The organism is Citrobacter sp. Cpo109 (genome assembly GCF_030332565.1).
Taxonomy (GTDB): domain Bacteria; phylum Pseudomonadota; class Gammaproteobacteria; order Enterobacterales; family Enterobacteriaceae; genus Citrobacter; species Citrobacter portucalensis.
The window spans coordinates 125,724-145,174 of the sequence record NZ_JAOWHQ010000057.1 but is presented as its reverse complement, the minus strand read 5'-3'; the positions used below and the strand labels follow the sequence as shown (position 1 = coordinate 145,174).

17 protein-coding genes and 2 tRNA genes are annotated in these 19,451 nt (G+C 55.7%); 4 read left to right on the top strand and 15 right to left on the bottom strand.

Annotated elements, in window-relative coordinates:
- The first annotated feature begins 170 nt into the window (after positions 1-170).
- Positions 171-2,357 (top strand): ferric-rhodotorulic acid/ferric-coprogen receptor FhuE, encoded by a 2,187-nt coding sequence (fhuE, locus tag OGY71_RS11480; RefSeq protein WP_286613333.1) that lies wholly within the window; start codon positions 171-173, stop codon positions 2,355-2,357.
- 22 nt (positions 2,358-2,379) lie between these two features.
- Here the strand turns inward: fhuE and paaY are convergent, their stop codons facing one another.
- The 13 genes from paaY to paaA form a co-directional block, all read right to left on the bottom strand.
- Complete coding sequence (paaY, locus tag OGY71_RS11475) at positions 2,380-2,976, bottom strand: phenylacetic acid degradation protein PaaY (RefSeq protein ID WP_149335816.1); 597 nt, start codon at positions 2,974-2,976, stop codon at positions 2,380-2,382.
- 11 nt (positions 2,977-2,987) lie between these two features.
- Positions 2,988-3,914 carry a phenylacetic acid degradation operon negative regulatory protein PaaX gene (paaX, locus tag OGY71_RS11470; RefSeq protein WP_286613331.1) on the bottom strand — a complete coding sequence of 309 codons (927 nt, stop codon included), beginning with the start codon at positions 3,912-3,914 and terminating at the stop codon, positions 2,988-2,990.
- 157 nt (positions 3,915-4,071) lie between these two features.
- Positions 4,072-5,391 carry a phenylacetate--CoA ligase PaaK gene (gene paaK / locus OGY71_RS11465; RefSeq protein ID WP_003832244.1) on the bottom strand — a complete coding sequence of 440 codons (1,320 nt, stop codon included), beginning with the start codon at positions 5,389-5,391 and terminating at the stop codon, positions 4,072-4,074.
- Between the two features lie 28 nt (positions 5,392-5,419).
- Positions 5,420-6,625, bottom strand: a complete 1,206-nt coding sequence (gene pcaF / locus OGY71_RS11460; RefSeq protein ID WP_003832241.1) for a 3-oxoadipyl-CoA thiolase — start codon at positions 6,623-6,625, stop codon at positions 5,420-5,422.
- Entirely contained in the window at positions 6,625-7,047 is a 423-nt protein-coding gene (paaI, locus tag OGY71_RS11455; protein WP_003832239.1) for a hydroxyphenylacetyl-CoA thioesterase PaaI, read from the bottom strand. Before paaI ends, pcaF begins: the two co-directional genes overlap by 1 nt.
- The gene (gene paaH / locus OGY71_RS11450; protein ID WP_003832237.1) at positions 7,040-8,458 is read right to left on the bottom strand and encodes a 3-hydroxyacyl-CoA dehydrogenase PaaH; all 1,419 of its coding nucleotides are present in this window, start codon (positions 8,456-8,458) and stop codon (positions 7,040-7,042) included. Before paaH ends, paaI begins: the two co-directional genes overlap by 8 nt.
- 3 nt (positions 8,459-8,461) lie before the next feature.
- Positions 8,462-9,250: a 2-(1,2-epoxy-1,2-dihydrophenyl)acetyl-CoA isomerase PaaG gene (gene paaG / locus OGY71_RS11445; RefSeq protein WP_164562923.1), complete on the bottom strand. Its 789-nt coding sequence runs from the start codon at positions 9,248-9,250 to the stop codon at positions 8,462-8,464.
- Between the two features lie 2 nt (positions 9,251-9,252).
- Complete coding sequence (gene paaF / locus OGY71_RS11440) at positions 9,253-10,020, bottom strand: 2,3-dehydroadipyl-CoA hydratase PaaF (RefSeq protein ID WP_267395328.1); 768 nt, start codon at positions 10,018-10,020, stop codon at positions 9,253-9,255.
- Entirely contained in the window at positions 10,017-11,087 is a 1,071-nt protein-coding gene (paaE, locus tag OGY71_RS11435) for a 1,2-phenylacetyl-CoA epoxidase subunit PaaE (protein WP_126956029.1), read from the bottom strand. Before paaE ends, paaF begins: the two co-directional genes overlap by 4 nt.
- Positions 11,088-11,094: 7 nt before the next feature.
- Entirely contained in the window at positions 11,095-11,592 is a 498-nt protein-coding gene (gene paaD / locus OGY71_RS11430; protein WP_063941442.1) for a 1,2-phenylacetyl-CoA epoxidase subunit PaaD, read from the bottom strand.
- 11 nt (positions 11,593-11,603) lie between these two features.
- Positions 11,604-12,359, bottom strand: coding sequence for a 1,2-phenylacetyl-CoA epoxidase subunit PaaC (gene paaC / locus OGY71_RS11425; RefSeq protein ID WP_020996485.1), 756 nt, complete (start codon positions 12,357-12,359; stop codon positions 11,604-11,606).
- A 7-nt stretch (positions 12,360-12,366) separates the two neighbouring features.
- Entirely contained in the window at positions 12,367-12,654 is a 288-nt protein-coding gene (gene paaB / locus OGY71_RS11420) for a 1,2-phenylacetyl-CoA epoxidase subunit PaaB (RefSeq protein ID WP_286613328.1), read from the bottom strand.
- A gap of 10 nt (positions 12,655-12,664) precedes the next feature.
- A complete protein-coding gene (gene paaA, locus OGY71_RS11415) occupies positions 12,665-13,594 on the bottom strand; it encodes a 1,2-phenylacetyl-CoA epoxidase subunit PaaA (protein WP_193133915.1) in 930 nt (309 codons plus the stop codon).
- Between the two features lie 285 nt (positions 13,595-13,879).
- On the opposite strand from paaA, the gene paaZ reads away from it, so the two are divergent.
- On the top strand, positions 13,880-15,925 hold the full coding sequence (gene paaZ, locus OGY71_RS11410) for a phenylacetic acid degradation bifunctional protein PaaZ (RefSeq protein ID WP_126956023.1): 2,046 nt from the start codon (positions 13,880-13,882) through the stop codon (positions 15,923-15,925).
- Between the two features lie 82 nt (positions 15,926-16,007).
- On the opposite strand, the gene OGY71_RS11405 is transcribed toward paaZ, so the two are convergent.
- Positions 16,008-16,083: transfer RNA gene (locus OGY71_RS11405), tRNA-Asn, on the bottom strand.
- Positions 16,084-16,243: 160 nt separating this feature from the next.
- On the opposite strand from OGY71_RS11405, the gene OGY71_RS11400 reads away from it, so the two are divergent.
- Positions 16,244-17,731: an EmmdR/YeeO family multidrug/toxin efflux MATE transporter gene (locus OGY71_RS11400; RefSeq protein ID WP_003846749.1), complete on the top strand. Its 1,488-nt coding sequence runs from the start codon at positions 16,244-16,246 to the stop codon at positions 17,729-17,731.
- Between the two features lie 99 nt (positions 17,732-17,830).
- Positions 17,831-17,906, top strand: a tRNA-Asn gene (locus OGY71_RS11395).
- A gap of 530 nt (positions 17,907-18,436) precedes the next feature.
- Here the strand turns inward: OGY71_RS11395 and cbl are convergent.
- Entirely contained in the window at positions 18,437-19,387 is a 951-nt protein-coding gene (cbl, locus tag OGY71_RS11390; protein ID WP_126956003.1) for an HTH-type transcriptional regulator Cbl, read from the bottom strand.
- Positions 19,388-19,451: the final 64 nt, after the last annotated feature.

The following is a 19,451-nucleotide window of genomic DNA, read 5'->3' as shown; positions in this document are numbered from 1 at the left end:
AGTACTGAAACAATATTTCATTTATGTCGTAGCATCTGTTTACACATTGACTGCTAATGCGTATATTTCGCATTTGTATTTACATGCGCATTTAATAATTTACAACCAAAGGGTTCATCACAACTACCGGTGATTCGAACTTAATATTAATAATTATCAAGGGCTTTTCGATGTCTTTCACAACACTCAACGGGAATGTTCAACGCCAACCGGGGCTTGCCCTTTCTTTGCTGGCAGCATGCATCACGCTAGCCCTTTTACCTTCCACCAGCCTCGCAGCCCCTGCAGAAGAGACAGTGATCGTGGAGGGTTCTGCTCCATCCGCATCCGGTGAGGAGCAGGATTACAGCGTTAAATCGACCACCGCTGGCACAAAAATGCAGATGACACAGCGCGATATTCCGCAATCGGTCAGCATTGTCAGCCAGCAACGCATGGAAGATCAGCAATTGCAAACGCTGGGCGATGTGATGGACAACACGTTGGGGATAAGCAAAAGCCAGGCGGATTCAGATCGCAGCAGCTATTACTCGCGCGGATTTCAGATTGATAACTATATGGTCGATGGGATCCCGACCTATTTTGAATCCCGCTGGAATCTCGGTGACGCCCTTTCTGACACCGCCCTTTTTGAGCGTGTCGAAGTGGTCCGTGGCGCAAACGGGCTAATGACCGGGACGGGTAACCCTTCAGCCTCCATTAACATGATCCGTAAGCATGCCACCAGCCGCGAGTTCACCGGTAATGTTTCAGCGGAATATGGCAGCTGGAATAAACAACGCTATGTGACCGATCTGCAAAGCCCGCTTACGGCAGACGGCAACGTGCGCGGCCGCATCGTGGCGGGTTACCAGAATAACGACTCCTGGCTTGATCGCTACAATAGCGAAAAAATGTTCTTCTCCGGGATTGTCGATGCCGATTTGGGTGACACCACCAGCCTGTCTGCGGGCTATGAATATCAGCGCATTGATATCAACAGCCCAACCTGGGGTGGATTGCCGCGCTGGAATACCGATGGCAGTAAAAACAGCTATGGCCGTTCGCGCAGCACTGCGCCGGACTGGGCTTACAACGATAAAGACTTCAACAAAGTGTTTGTCACCATCAAACAACGTTTTGCCGATACCTGGCAGGCGACCATGAACGCCACCCACTCCGAGGTCAAGTTCGACAGTAAAATGATGTACGTCGATGCCTATGTTAATAAGGCCGACGGCACGCTGATTGGCCCATATGGCAACTATGGTCCGGGATATGACTACGTCGGAGGAACCGGCTGGAACAGCGGCAAACGTAAAGTGGATGCTGTCGATCTATTTGCCGACGGCGGTTACGATCTGTTTGGTCGTCAGCATAATCTGATGCTGGGCGGCAGCTACAGTAAACAGAATAACCGTTATGAAAGCTCGTGGGCGAACGTTTTCCCCAACGAAATCGGCAGCTTCTATACCTACGATGGTAACTTCCCGGAAACCAACTGGAACCCGCAGTCATTGGCTCAGGACGATACCACGCACATGAAATCGCTGTACGCCGCAACGCGTATTTCGCTGGCTGACCCACTGCATTTGATTGTCGGCGCACGTTACACCAACTGGCGTATCGACACCCTGACCTACAGCATGGAGCAAAACCACACCACGCCGTATGCGGGTCTGGTATATGACATTGACGATAACTGGTCTACCTACGCCAGCTATACCTCAATCTTCCAGCCGCAGAACAAGCGCGACAGTTCCGGTAAATATCTCTCTCCGATCACCGGCAACAACTATGAGCTTGGCCTGAAGTCCGACTGGATGAACAGCCGTTTAACCACCACTCTCGCGGTGTTCCGCATTGAACAGGATAACGTAGCGCAATCAACCGGCGTGCCAATCGCCGGTAGCAATGGCGACACGGCCTTTAAAGCGATGGATGGCACGGTCAGCAAAGGGGTTGAATTCGAGATTAACGGTGCGATCACTGATAACTGGCAGATGACGTTTGGTGCGACACGCTATGTTGCAGAAGACAACGAAGGCAATGCAGTAAACCCAAACCTGCCGCGGACCACGGTCAAACTGTTTACCCGTTATCGCCTGCCAGCCATGCCGGAACTGACCGTCGGCGGTGGAGTTAACTGGCAGAATCGTGTTTACAGCGATACGGTCACGCCTTATGGCACATTCCGCGCGGAACAGGGAAGCTACGCCCTGGTAGATTTGTTCACCCGCTACCAGGTAACAAAAAACTTCTCAGTGCAGGGTAACCTTAATAACCTGTTCGATAAAACCTACGACACGAATATCGACGGTTCTATCGTTTATGGTGAGCCGCGCAACGTCAGCATCACCGCCAGCTATCAGTTCTGACATCGGGTATTGCGTAGAATCGCTAACTCGCTGACTTAGGTTGCAAATTCTCATCAAACTCCAGCCGCTTTCTGTCGGGTTCTACCGCAGTCAGCGGCTCCACTTCTGCAAGCGTCTGCTGACAGCGCTCCACCAGCACCTGATACTCGCGAGTGCCCTGTTTTTTCCACACCAGTTCCTGCTCAGTTAACATGCGAATCGCTTTCGCCGGGCTACCGACAATCAGATGGTTGGCAGGCATCTCAGCGCGCGCTTTCACAAACGCCGAGGCACCAACGATACTGTTTTCACCGATGGTCGCGCCATCGATAATCACCGCACTCATGCCGACCAGCGCGTTCCGCCCAATCACACAGCCGTGCAGAATCGCCCCGTGGCCGATATGTCCGTCCTCTTCCACCACCGTATCCTGGCCGGGAAATCCGTGCATCACGCAGTTATCCTGGATATTCGCCCCATCTTTAACCACGATACGCCCAAAATCTCCGCGCAGGCTGGCGTTGGGACCAACATAAACACCTTTGCCGAGAATGACATCGCCAATCAGCACTGCGGTTGGGTGAACATAGCTTTCTGCAGGAACTACCGGGATCATCCGGTCAATCTGGTAAATCGGCATGGCTTCTCCTGTTACACCTCGGCTAATCCGCCGAAACGTTGATAATAGAGCGGCCCCGGCGCGGGCAGTTCCCCCACCGAACTCTCGCCTTTTTCGCTGACGAAAACCTGGGCGCCGGGCGCAACACGTTGATAAATATTAATGCACAGCTGACGCGCCGTCTGACCCAGCCAGTGAGCAGGCAGCAATTCTTCCGGCAGCAGCGGATCTTTGAGCACAACCCGACGATAGAAGTGAATGAGCAACAGGCGGATCTGGAAGCAGCGCTCTGGCGTAAGTTCGTCCGGCCCGGCGTCACGCAGTAGCGGTAACAACGGACGGAACAGCGTGATAAACGCCTCGTACATGGCATTTTGTTCGTTTAAGTGCCAGCACCCTTCTACCCGCTCACGCAGCGCAGCGCGGGAGAGTGCCAACGGCGAATGCGCCTCAAAAACGATGACATTTTCCGCCACCCCAGCCTCATGGAGCAGCGACTGTACGTCCGCCAGCTTTTGCGATGGCGACGCCAGCAGACTCGGCGCCAGTACGCCAAAACCTTGCCATAACAGCTGCTTTTTAACTTCGGCCAGGGTATTTTTCTCCAGCCCCTCCGACAGCAGCAGCAGCCAGGTACCGTCCCACTCAGGGGCGCTGGCACGATAGATTTTGCTCTCGGCGCGGCGCGTCAAGCGTAGCCCTTTATCACTCAGGCGGTAGAAACTGCGGCGGCCGATACGTACTACGTCCAGCCATTCTTCTTTATTAAGGCGAAACAGTGCGGTACGTACAAAACGTTCACCGAAGCCAAGCCCTTCCAGCAGCGCGGCAACGCTACCGAGCCAGACTTCTCCACCGCGTTGCGATAAACAGTCCCCGTAAAGCGAGGCGATAAGCGAGGTGCCGCTGACCGGCATCGCGGTGACCGCCTGCTGAATAAAATTATCGAGTTTTTCCATATGATTCATAGTGTTGTTATTTTTGTCCTTTTTGAATCATAGCACAGGAATAAAGCAGCGAAACGCCAGGAGTTTGTAGGCTGGATAAGGCAACGCCGCCATCCGGCAGCGTTGCACTGTTCTGCCTGATGGCGCTACGCTTATCAGGCCTACAGGGTTAACCGTTGGCGGCAACTTTGCGCAGGTCGAACACCCGGCACGCCTTACCTTCAGAGCGCGGGATGCTGCCGCAGTTAACAATGCTTACGTCCGTTGAAATACCGACCATCGACTTAATACGATGACGCAAATGATGGCAAATCTGGCAGCGCTGCTCATGGCTTAGCACCAGGCTACTCTCTTTAAGCTCCACGCGTACCGAAAGCGAATCAAGATGCCCTCGGCGATCCACTTCCAACTGGTAATGCGGAGCCAGATGCTCAATCTTGAGGATCTCTTCTTCCACCTGCGATGGGAAGACGTTGACGCCGCGAATAATCAGCATATCGTCGCTGCGCCCGCTAATGCGATCCATACGACGCATCGTGCGCGCGGTACCCGGCAGCAGGCGCGTCAGGTCGCGGGTACGATAACGAATGACCGGTAGCGCTTCTTTCGTCAGCGTGGTGAACAGCAGTTCGCCGTGCTCGCCGTCGGCCAGTGGCGTACCGTCATCCGGATTGACCACTTCCGGGAAGAAATGATCCTCCCATATTGTCGGACCATCACCCGTTTCGATGCACTCCATCGCCACGCCCGGCCCCATCACTTCCGAGAGGCCATAAATATCCAGCGCCGTAATACCGAGGCGACGTTCGATCTCCGCGCGCATCCCCGTGGTCCACGGCTCTGCGCCAAATACACCGGTACGCAGTGAACAACCCCGCGCGTCACCGCCCATCTGGCGCTCCAGCTCTTCAATCAGGTTCAGACAGTAGGATGGCGTGACCATAATCATGTCAGGTTTGAAATCGCGAATCAGCTGCGCCTGCTTTTCAGTCTGCCCGCCGGACATTGGGATAACCGTTGCCCCTAAGCGCTCCGCGCCGTAGTGCGCGCCCAGGCCGCCGGTGAAAAGGCCATAGCCATAAGCGACGTGGATTTTATCTTTCGCGGTACCGCCTGCGGCACGCAGCGAGCGGGCGACGATATTAGCCCAGGTATCAATATCATTTTGCGTATAGCCCACCACAGTCGGTTTACCCGTGGTGCCGGATGATGCATGGATACGCACCACCTGCTCCATCGGTACCGCGAAGGTGTCGAAGGGATAGTTGTCACGCAGGTCCTGCTTGGTGGTGCAGGGAAACTTGCTCAGATCGCTCAGCTCACGGAAATCATCCGGGTGAACCCCCGCCGCGTCGAACTTACGGCGGTACATCGGGACATTTTCATAGGCGTGTTTTAACGTCCATTTCAGGCGCTCGGTTTGCAAAGCCTGTAATTCGTCACGCGATGCGGTTTCAATCGGATCTAATTTTGTTGTTGTCGTTGTCATTTTGTAGGGCACTCGCAGGTCAATTAGCTCACACTCGCTCAAGGATCATGGCAATGCCCTGACCCACGCCAATACACATCGTACACAGCGCATAACGTCCATTGCGTCGTTCCAGCTCCAGCGTTGCGGCCAGCGCTAACCGCACACCGCTCATCCCCAGCGGGTGACCTAAAGCGATAGCCCCCCCATTGGGATTCACGTGTTCTGCGTCATCTGCCAGTCCAAGCTGTCTCATCACACCCAACGCCTGGGCGGCAAAGGCTTCATTCAGCTCAATCACATCCATATCGTTGATATTCAGCCCGGCGCGCTCCAGCACTTTTCGTACCGCAGGAACTGGCCCAAGACCCATGTACTTCGGTTCAACGCCCGCGGTCGCCATGGCGACAATGCGTGCACGCGGCGTTAGTCCCTGGGCCTTTATGTGTTGCTCGCTGGCTACGATCATTGCTGCCGCGCCGTCGTTCACCCCAGAGGCATTGCCTGCGGTGACCACGCCGTTCTTACGAAACGGTGTTTTCAGTTGTGCGAGTTGCTCCAGCGTGGTTTCTGCACGCGGATGTTCATCTTCACGTACTGCGCTAACTGCCCCTTTCTTGCCAATGATTTGTACCGGCACAATTTCCTGCGCCAGAATGCCGTCACACTGGGCTTTCGCCGTGCGCTGCTGGCTGCGATACGCAAAGGCGTCCTGGTCCTCTCGGCTTATATTTAACAATTCAGCTACATTCTCCGCCGTTTCGGGCATGCTGTCAGTTCCGAATTGTTGCTGCATGAGCGGGTTCACAAAACGCCAGCCAATGGTGGTATCAAACATCTCTGCCTGACGCTGAAACGGCGCGGTCGCTTTGCCCATTACAAACGGCGCGCGTGACATTGACTCAACACCACCGGCGATCAGCAGATCGGCATCACCGGCTTTGATCGTGCGAGCAGCGAAGCCGATCGCATCAAGCCCGGAGCCGCACAGACGGTTGATGGTCGTGCCGGCAACGCTGTGCGGATAATCCGCCAGCAGGGTCGCCATATGCGCCACGTTGCGGTTATCCTCGCCCGCCTGGTTGGCGCAACCGAAGATCACATCGTCAATAGCGCTGGGATCCAGGCGTGGGTTGCGGTTGAGTAATTCACGCAACGGGATGGCCGCCAGATCGTCGGCACGCACGCCTGCCAGCGCCCCACCGTAGCGACCAATCGGGGTACGAATACCGTCACAAATAAATGCGTCACGCATTAGACTTCTCCTGTAATCGTGCCACCGATGCGGTGAGATTTGCCGCGAAACAGAGCCACGGTTTTGTGTTGCTGATTGACAATTTCAATGTCGTAAACGCCAGTGAGTTTGCCTTGCTGCTTAACCCGCGCGGTGGCGGTCAGTTTGTCACCTGCAAAGGCCGGACGCAGAAAGTCGATACTCGCTGCTGAGGCTACTGCTGCCAGTCCCTGACTGTTGCAGGCGTAAGCAAAGGCAGTATCCGCCAGCGAAAACAGTTGCCCGCCGTGACAGGTCTGATGGCCATTCAGCTGCGACGGCGACACGGTCATGGTCATCTGCGAATAACCGTCGTCCATCTCAATAATTTCAATCCCCAGCGCCTGCGCGCAGGTGTCTTTCACATACATGGCGCGGGCGTTGCGCCAGGCTTCATTACTCATGACGCATCTCCATCAGCACTTTCTGGCGCAGCAGCGCACTCGGGCGATAGCGTTCTTCGCCATAGTGCTGTTGTAGGTTTTCCAGCAGACGCAGCACACGTCCCCAGCCGAGCGAGTCGCCCCAGGCCAGCGGCCCGTGCGGGTAGTTAACCCCCAAGCGCATGGCGATATCGATATCCTCGGCGCTGGCGACTCCTTTTTGCAGCGCATCCAGCGCTTCGTTCGCCAGCATCGCTACCGTGCGCCATACCAGCAGCCCTGGGTAGTCGGCAATACGCAGCACTTTTTTGCCCTGCTGCTGGAAGTAGTACACCGCTTTGTCGGTGGCTGAAGCCGGGTTGGTTGGTGCGCTTGCCAGCACGACGGTGTCGCCCACAGCATGGTCATACACCACCACCGGGCGCTGGTGCTGCACGCTTAAGGCCAGCGCGGTTTCACCGGTTGTTTCAAGGAGCAGCACATCATCCAGTTCAGTGACAACGTCACGCTTGATATTTTTTGCTGCATTTTCAGGCGCTACCGCTGCAACAGCCAGTTCAGGCGATACTTCAGCAGGCCAGCAATAGACGCCGTGGCCGCTCTTCTTGCCCAGACGCCCCGCCAGAGCGAGCTCCTGTTGCAGCAAAGACGGTAGAAAACGGCGGTCCTGCCAGAAGGCGTTAAACACCGAACAGGTCACGGCAAAATTGACGTCCTGACCAATCAAGTCGGTCAGCGCCAGCGGTCCCATCGGGAAGCCGCCGCCGTCACGCAGCGCTGCATCAATCACTTCCGCTGACGCAACCTGTTCTTCCAGCGCGCGCCAGGCTTCAGCGTAGTACGGACGCGCCACGCGGTTGACGATAAAACCCGGCGTTGAGCGGCAGCGCACCGGCTGCTTGCCCCAGGCGATTACGCACTGGCAAAGCAGCTCGACTACCTCAGTTGAGGTGGCAAGGCCGCTCACCACTTCCACCAGTTTCATCACCGGTGCCGGGTTAAAGAAGTGCAGCCCCGCCACACGTTCCGGATGCTTCACTCCCGCCGCAATTGCGGTAATTGAGATCGACGAGGTATTACTGGTCAGCAGCGTTGACGGCAAACAGATCTCCGCCAACTGACTGAACAGCGCTTTTTTAATTTCCAGCCGCTCGGAAGCGGCTTCAATCACCAGTTGTGCATCGGCAAGCTGATTCAGTTCAGTCGCGGGTACGATTCGTGCCAGCAGCTCACTGGCCTGTTCCGCACTAATTTTTCCACGACCAACACGAACGTCGAGTCGCTGGCGAATACCCTCAATGGCGCGAGTAATCGCCTCAGCGGAAATGTCATACAGCAGGACCGAATGCCCGGCGCTGGCAGCCACTTCGGCAATGCCTGCACCCATTGTTCCGCCGCCGATCACGGCAACGCGGTGAAGAGTTTTCGTCATGGCTTATTTCCCGCTGAACTGTGGTGGGCGTTTGCCGAGAAAGGCGCTGACCCCTTCGCGATAGTCGTCGCTGCGACCGGCCATGCGCTGGTAGTCGCGCTCAAGCTCAAGCTGCTGATCCAGCGTGTTGGTTTCGGAAAGCTGCAAGGCTTTCTTAATCAGCCCCAGGCCATAGGTCGGCTGCGTCGCGAAACGGCGCGCCATGGTCAACGCGGTATCTTTCAACTCGGCATCGTCGACCACTTGCCAGATCATGCCCCACTGCGCGGCCTGTTCGGCGCTGAGGTTATCGCCAAGCATCAGTAAGCCGACGGCGCGAGCGCGACCGGCTACGCGCGGCAGCACCCAGCTTCCGCCGCAGTCCGGCACCAGGCCGAGCTTGCTGAAGGCCATGACAAACTTCGCCGAGCGCGCGGCGAGGACGATGTCGCAGCCCATGGCCAGCGTGGCACCGGCACCAGCGGCAACGCCGTTGACGGCACAGATAACCGGCTTCGGCAGCGCGGCTAAGCGGCGCACCAGCGGGTTGTAGAAGCGTTCCACCGACATGCCCAGATCCGGCGCGGGGCCGCTCGGGTCAACGTTACGGTCGTTCAGATCCTGTCCGGCGCAAAATCCGCGTCCGGCGCCGGTGATCAGCAGGCAACGAATGGTGTCGTCGCGCTCGGCCTGTTTCAGGCAATCGGCAAGCTGCTGGTGCATCACGTCGTTAAAGCTGTTGAGTCGGTCCGGGCGGTTCAGGATGATAGTCATCACGCCCTGCTCCACTTCGCTGAGAATAAATGCGTCCACGATTAGCGTCCTTTAAATTCCGGTGTGCGTTTTTCTAAAAAGGCGCTGACGCCTTCACGACGATCTTCGGTGCCGCTCAGCAGCGTAAACAGCTGACGTTCCTGCACCAGACCGGCCTGGAGACCCACTTCTTGCGCAGCGCGTAGAGACTGTTTTGCCGCCCGCAGCGCCAGCGGTGAGTGACGGGCGATGGTCGCCGCCAGCTTGAGCGCGTATTCATCGGAGAGGTTCGCCGGGTGAATGTCACTCACTAGCCCGGCCCGTTGTGCTCGTTCGGCATCAATGCTTTCACCGCTCAGCACCATTCGGCTGGCCAGCGCTTTGCCAACACAACGGATAAGCCGCTGCGTACCGCCCGCCCCTGGCATGGTGCCGAGAGTAATCTCCGGCAGACCAAAGCGCGCGTTATCCCCGGCAATCACCAGGTCGCACAGCAGCGCCAGCTCGCAGCCCGCGCCCAGTGCGTAACCGTTAACCACCGCGATCAACGGCTTGTTGAAGGCATCAATACGTGCCCACAGGCGTGGGCGAATATCGTCGAAAGTGGCGGGCAGATCTTTTTCCGCCATTTCATTGAGATCGGCCCCGGCGGCGAAATAGCGCGTGTTGCCGCTAATCACGCAAACGCTGATGCTGGCGTCCGCCGCCGCGCTTTCCAGCGCGTCAGCAATCTGCGTTAGCAGCGCATTGTTCAGGGCGTTACGCGCCTGCGGACGGTTCAGAATCAGTTGCAGTACACGGTCGTGACGGGAAATCAGCAGTTCGCTCATGCCATCCCCCGCGCATCGAAGTCGACCACTACGTCACCGCTGGTTGGCAGCGCCTGGCAGCTCAGCACATAGCCCGCCGCCAGTTCATCGGCTTCAAGGCTGTAGTTGGCGGCCATCGCCACCTCGCCACTGACCACCTTGCATTTGCAGGTGGCGCACACGCCGCCTTTACAGGCGAACGGCAGGTCAGCGCCCTGGCGCAGCGCGGCGTCGAGAATGCTGTCATCTTCCGCATTCAGTGAAATCAGGCGATCGCGCCCATCCTGACGAAGGGTGACCGTGCGGCCTTCCGCCTGGATGCCGGTGGCGTGTTTCACGCTGGTCCCCGGCGTATTAAAACGCTCAAGGTGAATGGATTTTTCCGCTATACCCAGTTCACGCAGTGCCACTTCGGCTTCATCCATCATCGCCGATGGGCCACAGATAAAGGCGTCATCAAAGCGGCTGAAATCGAGCAAGTTTTTGCCCAGCGCACGCAGTTTGTCGCCGTCAATACGACCCTGTAGCAGATCGCTGTCCATCGACTCCTGACTAAACAGGTGCACCACCTGTAAACGCTGCGGATAGCGGTCTTTCAGATCGGCCAGCGCCTGACGGAACATCATGCTGTGGCTGCTGCGGTTGCCGTAGATCAGCGTGAACTGGCTGGCCGGTTCGGTCGTCAGCGTCGCTTCAATAATCGCCATCATCGGCGTAATGCCGGACCCGGCGGCAATCGCCAGATATTCGGCTTCGCGCTCGGCCTGCGGCTGGTAGCCAAAATGGCCCTGCGGCACCATCACTTCCAGCGTCATACCCTGCTGGATATCCTGCTGGGCATAGCGGGAGAAACGCCCACCGTCAATAGCTTTAACCGCGACGCTAATTTCCGACGGCGAGCGGCTGCGACAAATGGAGTAACAACGACGCAGCTCTTCTCCACCGAGGTGAGCTTTCAGCGTCAAATGCTGGCCCGGTCGAAAGGCGTAGTCATTACGCAGCGCGTCAGGAATGGTGAAAGTGATGGTCACCGCATCGCGCGTTTCCGCTTCGACGTTGGCCACGGTAAGCGAATGAAATGTTGTCATCGCAACCTCAAATACATTTAAAGTAATCAAAGGGTTCACGGCAGCTGTCGCAGCGATATAACGCTTTACAGGCCGTGGAACCGAATTCGCTAATCAGCGAAGTATGGGTGCTGGCGCAGCGCGGGCACTGTACGTCAGTTGGCATTTCGGCATGACAGGCGTGGGCCTGCGGCGGGCTGATACCATACTGGCGCAGGCGTTCGCGGGCGTCCGGGCTCATCCAGTCAGTGGTCCACGGTGGGTCAAGCTGCAGGACGATATGTACTGGCGTATAGCCGCGCTCCGCCATCACCGCGCGAATTTCACCCAGTAGATGCTCGGTGGCCGGGCAGCCGGAGTACGTCGGCGTAAAGCCGATTACCCAGCCGTCGCCGCAGCGCTCAACGCTGCGTACCATGCCGAGATCGGTGATGGTCAGCACCGGCACTTCCGGATCGGAAATCGCACTTAACAGCCCCCAAACGGTGTGCACCTCTGGCGGTGCGATCGCGGTAAGACGTTGCATAGCCCCCCCTGCTACCACTGCTGACCAGGATACGCACGCTGCAAGTACTGCATCTCCGCCAACATCGGCCCGAGATGTTCGCTGTGTAGCCCCTGCTTGCCGCCGTTGCGAAACGCCGCCTCTTGCGGAACGTGTAAACCAGAATCAATCAGCGCAGTGTGTACCGTCGTTTGCCATTCGGTTTGCAGTTCGCGCGGATCGACGGCAATGCCCTGCCTGGCCAGAGCGATCTCCAGTTCGTCGGCAAGGAACAATTCGCCGGTGTAACGCCACAGATTGTCCACCGCCTTCTGCATCAGTTGTGCGGAGTAGTCAGTACCATTCCCCAGTCGCTCCAGCCAGCCGCGGCTGAAGCGCAGGTGATAACGCACTTCTTTCAGTCCTTTGGCAGCGATAGCCGCAATCTGCTTATCGCGGCTGTTAACCAAACGAGTGAACAACGCCACGTGCCAGACGTCGATAAAGAACTGGCGAGCGATCGTGTCGGCAAAGTTGCCGTTAGGTTGTTCTACCAGCAACAGGTTGCGGAACTGACGCTCATCACGACCAAAAGCCAGCGTGTCTTCGTCGCCGCTACCCGCCAGTTCGGCTGCGTAGCTGAGGAAGTTGCGCGCCTGCCCCAGCAGGTCGAGGCCGATATTAGCCAGCGCCAGATCAATCTCCAGCTCCGGCGCATGGCCGCACCAGGCACCCAGACGCTGAGCCAGCACCAGGCCGTTATCGCCCAGACGCAGGGCATAGGTTGCAACGGGATTCAGGTTATTCATCGTTGCCTCACATATGTTCCATGCCGTCCGGCACGCTGTAGAACGTGGGATGGCGATAGACTTTGCTCTCCGCCGGGTCGAAAAATTCACCGCGTTCCTCCGGCTGTGACGCAACAATTTCGCTGGCTTTCACCACCCAGAGGGAGCAGCCTTCGCTGCGGCGAGTATAGGCATCGCGGGCATTTTCCAGCGCCATCTGGTCATCGGCGGCATGCAGACTGCCAACGTGACGGTGCGATAACCCCTGTTTGCTGCGGACAAAAACTTCGTATAACGGCCAGTATGTTTTGCTCATGACTCTCTCCTTACGCCGCGTCGCGGGCCTGTTGCTTTTCGGCGTGCGCCAGTGCGGCCTCGCGCACCCATGCCCCTTCTTCCCAGGCCTTACGCTTTGCGCCCAGACGTTCGTGGTTGCAGACACCACGACCGTTGATGACCTCATTAAATTCCTGCCAGTCGATCTCGCCGAATCGATATTTCCCCGTCGCTTCATCAAGCTGTAGGTCGGCGTCCGGCACGGTCATACCGAGGATTTCTACCTGCGGGACCGTGTTATCAACAAAGCGCTGACGCAGTTCGTCGTTGGAGTGCAGTTTGATTTTCCACGCCATGCTGCGGGCGCTGTTCGGTGAGTTGTCGTCGTTCGGGCCAAACATCATCAGCGCAGGCCACCAGAAACGGTTGATGGCGTCCTGCAGCATCTGACGCTGTTCCTCGCTACCGGTAGCCAGCGCCATACACGCTTCGAAGCCCTGACGCTGATGGAAGCTCTCTTCTTTGCAGATTTTGACCATCGCCCTGGCATACGGGCCGTAGGAGGTACGACACAGCGCCACCTGGTTAACAATCGCCGCGCCATCGACAAGCCAGCCGATCACACCGATATCCGCCCAGCTCAGAGTTGGGTAGTTGAAAATGGAGGAGTATTTCATCTGGCCGTCGAGCATCTTCTGGTACAGATCTTCACGCGCGCAGCCCAGTGTTTCCGCCGCGCTGTAGAGGTACAGTCCGTGTCCGGCCTCGTCCTGTACTTTTGCCAGCAGAATGGCCTTACGCCGCAGCGTGGGTGCGCGGGTTATCCAGTTGCCTTCCGGCAACATGCCGACAATTTCCGAGTGCGCATGCTGGCCAATCTGGCGGATCAGCGTCTTACGGTATGCGTCCGGCATCCAGTCCTGCGGCTCGATGGCCGTTTCCTGCGCGATGAGCTGGTCAAAACGTTGTTCTTCTGTCACGTCATCACCTTATGATTCCGATAATTTCAACAAATCAATATTTTTGAATCACTTCGTTTTATAAAAGTTACATCTTGGTTAAATAAAACCACAAATTTTGTTTGCTGGTTTTGCGATACTTGTCGCAAATGGTTTTTGTTTATCCATTAATAACAGATAGATAACCAATGAAGGTAAAGTGTTCGCGATCTCATTGTTAATAAATTATTAAAATCTCGCTTGCATTTTGTGATTCATAAAAGAACTATTTATAGAGATATTACGGAACACATCTGGAGATTAACGATGCAGCAGTTAGCCAGTTATTTATCCGGTGCCTGGCAGACAGGCCGGGGCCGCACCCGCACCATCCACCACGCCCTTACCGGTGAAGCGCTTTGGGAAGTGACAAGCGTTGGACTGGATATGGCGCAGGCGCGCCGCTTTGCTATTGAGCACGGCGGCAAAGCGTTACAGGCAATGAGTTTTATTGAGCGCAGCGCGATGCTAAAAGCGGTGGCGAAGCATTTAATGGAACTGAAAGCCGATTTCTATGCCATATCTGCGCAAACCGGAGCAACGCGCGGTGACAGCTGGGTCGATATCGAAGGCGGCATTGGCACGCTTTTCACTTATGCCAGTCTCGGTGGCCGCGAGCTGCCGGACGATACACTGTGGCCGGAAGACGAACTGATCCCGCTGTCCAAACAGGGCGGTTTTGCCGCACGCCACGTGCTGACCTCCAAATCCGGTGTTGCGGTGCATATCAACGCCTTTAACTTCCCCTGCTGGGGTATGCTGGAGAAGCTGGCGCCAACCTGGCTTGCCGGGATGCCAGCCATTATCAAACCTGCAACCGCCACCGCGCAGCTCACTCAAGCAATGGTGAAAGCGATTATCGACAGTGGCCTGGTACCGAACGGCGCAATTAGCCTTATCTGTGGCGGCGCGGGTGACCTGCTCGATCACCTCGACAGCCAGGATGTGGTGACTTTTACCGGTTCTGCTCATACCGGGCAGCAGTTGCGCGTGCACCCCAACCTGGTGGCTAAATCGGTTCCATTCACCATGGAAGCGGATTCACTCAACTGCTGTGTGCTTGGTGATGACGTCACCCCAGAACAGCCTGAGTTTGCATTGTTTGTACGTGAAGTCGTGCGCGAGATGACGACCAAAGCCGGGCAGAAATGTACCGCTATCCGCCGCATTATCGTGCCACAGGCGCAGGTGAAAGCAGTCAGCGAGGCGCTGATTACCCGTCTGCAAAAAGTGGTAGTGGGCGATCCGGCGCAGGAAGGCGTGAAGATGGGGTCGCTGGTGAATAACGATCAGCGTCAGGACGTGCAGGATAATGTGAATCGTCTGGTTGAAGCCGGGTGTGAGGTGCTGCTGGGCGGAAAAGCAGATCTGAGCACGGCTGGGGCTTTCTTCCCGCCAACGCTGCTGTTTTGTCCGCAGCCGGATGAAATTGCCGCGGTACATGCAATTGAAGCCTTTGGTCCGGTCGCCACGCTGATGCCGTATCAAAATACCGGGCATGCCATGACGCTGGCGCGCGCCGGTGAAGGTAGTCTGGCAGGAACGCTGGTGACGGCGAGCGGCGAACTGGCGCGAGAGTTTATCCTCGGTGCGGCCCGCGCCCACGGGCGTATTCAGGTGCTGAACGAAGAGTCCTCGGCGGAATCGACCGGTCACGGCTCTCCGCTGCCACAGCTGGTCCACGGCGGGCCTGGACGTGCAGGCGGCGGTGAAGAGCTGGGCGGTCTGCGTGCGGTGAAACACTACATGCAACGCACCGCCATTCAGGGCAGCCCAACCATGCTCGCGGCGGTAAGCCAACAGTGGGTGCGTGGCGCTCGGGTAGAGGAAGATCGTATTCACCCGTTTCGTAAATACTTCGAAGAGATCCAGCCGGGCGACAGCCTGCTGACGCCACGTCGTACACTGACCGAAGCGGATATCGTTAACTTTGCCTGCCTCAGCGGTGACCACTTCTACGCCCATATGGACAAGATTGCAGCAGCCGATTCCATTTTCGGCGAGCGCGTGGTGCACGGTTACTTCCTGATTTCCGCCGCAGCCGGTCTGTTTGTTGACGCGGGCGTCGGTCCGGTGATTGCCAACTATGGCATGGAAAATCTGCGCTTTATCGAGCCGGTTAAGCCGGGCGACACTATCCAGGTACGTTTAACCTGCAAACGCAAAACAGTGAAACGTCAGCGCAATGCCGAAGAAAAAGCGACCGGCGTGGTGGAGTGGTCGGTGGAGATCTTTAATCAGCACCAGCAGGCGGTGGCGCTGTATTCCATTCTGACGTTGGTTGCGCGTCAGCATGGGGATTTCCCGGCGTAAGATTCCGGTGTAGGTTCGCTCGATCAGGCTTGAAACAAAAAGCAAAAAGCCTGCTTAGTTTCCTAAGCAGGCTTCTTAAATATGGCTCCTCTGACTGGACTCGAACCAGTGACATACGGATTAACAGTCCGCCGTTCTACCGACTGAACTACAGAGGAATCGTTGTGGAGGCTTATCTTAGCGGCGAAAAAAATTTTGTCAAACCCCATTTCCTCGAATGCGAATCAATTGATGCTTCTCTCGACAGTTTGTTGCATTTACAGACATTTTAAATAGAAAAAACTTTGCAGCTTTTTTGATTCTCCCTCATCATTTGAAATGAGGTTTCAACTTTCTTCGTTAAGGTCCACTTTGAACGTCTCCGCTGCCTTACGCCAGGTCGCTTCCCGCACGCCCTGGTATGCCAAACGCAAGAGTTATAAGGTTCTCTTTTGGCGCGAAATCACTCCGCTGGCTGTCCCCATTTTTCTGGAAAACACCTGTGTGCTATTGATGGGTGTTCTGAGTACCTTCCTGGTCAGCTGGTTGGGAAAAGAAGCGATGGCCGGTGTCGGACTCGCCGACAGCTTTAATATGGTCATCATGGCATTTTTCGCCGCCATCGATCTGGGCACCACCGTGGTTGTAGCATTTAGCCTCGGGAAACGAGATCGTCGACGGGCCAGAGCCGCGGCCAGACAATCACTGGTGATCATGACAATTTTTGCTACCGTTCTGGCAGCTGTCATTCACTATTTTGGTCAACAGATTATTGACGTTGTCGCAGGTGAAGCAACGCCAGACGTTAAAGCTTTGGCACTCACCTATCTGGAGCTGACGGTGCTCAGCTACCCGGCGGCAGCCATTGCGCTGATCGGCAGTGGCGCACTACGTGGAGCCGGAAATACAAAAATACCGTTGTTGATTAACGGCGGCATGAACATCCTGAATATCATCATCAGTAGCATCCTGATTTACGGGATCTTTTCCTGGCAAGGTCTGGGATTTGTGGGAGCAGGACTGGGACTGACCATTTCGCGCTACATCGGGGCGATTGCCATCATCTGGGTACTGATGATTGGTTTTAACCCCGCGCTGCGAATTCCCTTCAAAAGCTATTTTAAGCCACTCAATCTCGCCATTATCTGGGAGGTGATGGGGATCGGCATTCCGGCAAGTATCGAGTCAGTGCTGTTCAATGGCGGTAAACTTTTGACGCAGATGTTTGTTTCAGGCATGGGAACCAGCGTTATCGCCGGGAATTTTATTGCATTTTCTATCGCCGCGCTTATCAACTTACCGGGGAATGCTTTAGGTTCCGCGTCGACAATCATTACCGGCAGGCGTCTGGGAAATGGTCAGATTGCCCAGGCTGAAATCCAGCTGCGGCATGTATTCTGGCTGTCGACGATCGGCCTGACGGCAATTGCCTGGCTAACCGCTCCTTTCGCCGGGGTGATGGCCTCGTTTTATACCCACGATCAGGATGTAAAAGAGGTCATAGTCATCCTGATTTGGCTCAACGCAGCATTTATGCCGATATGGGCTGCATCCTGGGTGTTACCAGCAGGCTTTAAAGGTGCGCGAGATGCACGTTTTGCTATGTGGGTATCGATGCTGGGCATGTGGGGCTGCCGCGTAGTCGCGGGTTACACCCTGGGTATCGTATTAGGATGGGGCGTTGTCGGCGTTTGGTTAGGTATGTTCTTCGACTGGGCCGTACGCGCCGCGTTATTTTACTGGCGTATGGTCACCGGACGCTGGCTGTGGAAATACCCGCGCCCCGAACGCGAAAAGTGCATAAAACAACCGGTTGCGTCTGAATAAGCGGCGAAATGGGGAATATTTCAGCAAACGATCGCATTTATCTATTCAGGCTTTGACAACGCTGAGCGGCATCGCTAATATTCGCCTCGTTCAAACGATTCCTCTGTAGTTCAGTCGGTAGAACGGCGGACTGTTAATCCGTATGTCACTGGTTCGAGTCCAGTCAGAGGAGCCATATTTAAGAAGCCTGCTCAGGAAACTAAGCAGGCTTTTTGCTTTTCTGCGATCCCATTTGCCGGGTAAAGCGCTTCACTCCACATCCAGGCTTTTCCATACTGACGACGGGAGAATGTCCGTCTGCATATGCAAAATGTCTCTATGATCCAATTCGTTAACGTCATGGTTAAGTATCTTATCGTGCAACGACATCAAAATGAGACCCATACTTGCCCATGCCGATACTGCTGAAAGCAGCGCTAACCGCTTTATTAGTAATTCCACTGAGTACAATAGCCGGTGAGAAAGTCACGCTACGTTGCCCGGCGTAGTCAGAGTAATAAATTCTATATGTTTACCAATCGAGATGTTCTTTCGGTGAAGAATGGATTTCAGTTTATTTATGCGGATTCGGGACGGGCGGTGTCTTGTTCGATATTGTCGCGGGTACCGACGCAGGATCTGAGGCTGGAGACTTTGAGGTAACGCAGCTTTCTACCCGCCATTCAGCGACGTCAGGGAAGCCCGTTTACTCACGGGCTTTTGTAGTTAAATCTGATAATCAATCACCGCCTCATCTGGCTCCATCGCCTGGCGCTTAATTTCATCGACGGATAACCCTGCATTGCATAGCTCGATGAATCGCCAGACGTAGTTGCGCTGCAGCTGTCCGCGTTTAAGCCCTAGCCAAACGGTATTTGCATCAAACAAATGCCGGGTATCAAGACGGGTTAAGGTCCCCTCTTCCTGCTCGCCGCTGGATTGCTCTGCCACCAGCCCAATCCCCAACCCCAGCGACACGTAAGTTTTAATCACATCCGAGTCCTGGGCGCTGAGAACAATATCCGGTATCAGCCCTTTGCGAGCAAATGCTTCATCGATGCGGGAACGCCCTGTAATCCCCTGACGATAGGTAATTAACGGCCAGTGAGCGATAGACTCCAGCGTGAGTGGAGAAGCTTTCACTAATGGATGGTCGTGAGGAACAAGCAGGCTGTGATGCCAACGAAACCAGGGAAAAGCCACCAACAATGGATCGCTGCTCAGCCGCTCACTGGCAATTCCGATATCTGCCCCGCCATTTTGTAGCAGGACATCAATCTCCTGTGGCGTACCCTGAATAAGTTCCAGACGCACCTCAGGGAACAGCTCACGAAAGGCTTTTATCACCGCAGGCAAGCTATAGCGTGCCTGGGTATGCGTGGTGGCAATCGTCAGAACGCCGGACGTGTCATTAGTAAACAGATCCGCCAGTCGACGAACATTACTGGCCTCATTCAGAATACGCTCGGCAATAATCAGCAAGGCTTTACCCGGTTCGGTCATGCCCAACAGGCGTTTACCGCGACGGATAAAAATCTCGATGCCAAGTTCATCTTCAAGTTCACGAATGTGTCGGCTGACGCCCGACTGCGAGGTGTACAGTATATTCGCGACCTCTGTCAGGTTGTAATCCTGACGGGCCGCCTCGCGGATTATTTTAAGTTGCTGGAAATTCACATTTCGCTCCGGGCACATCAGACATTACGCTATTGTTAAAGTCTGATGCCCGGCATAACAAATA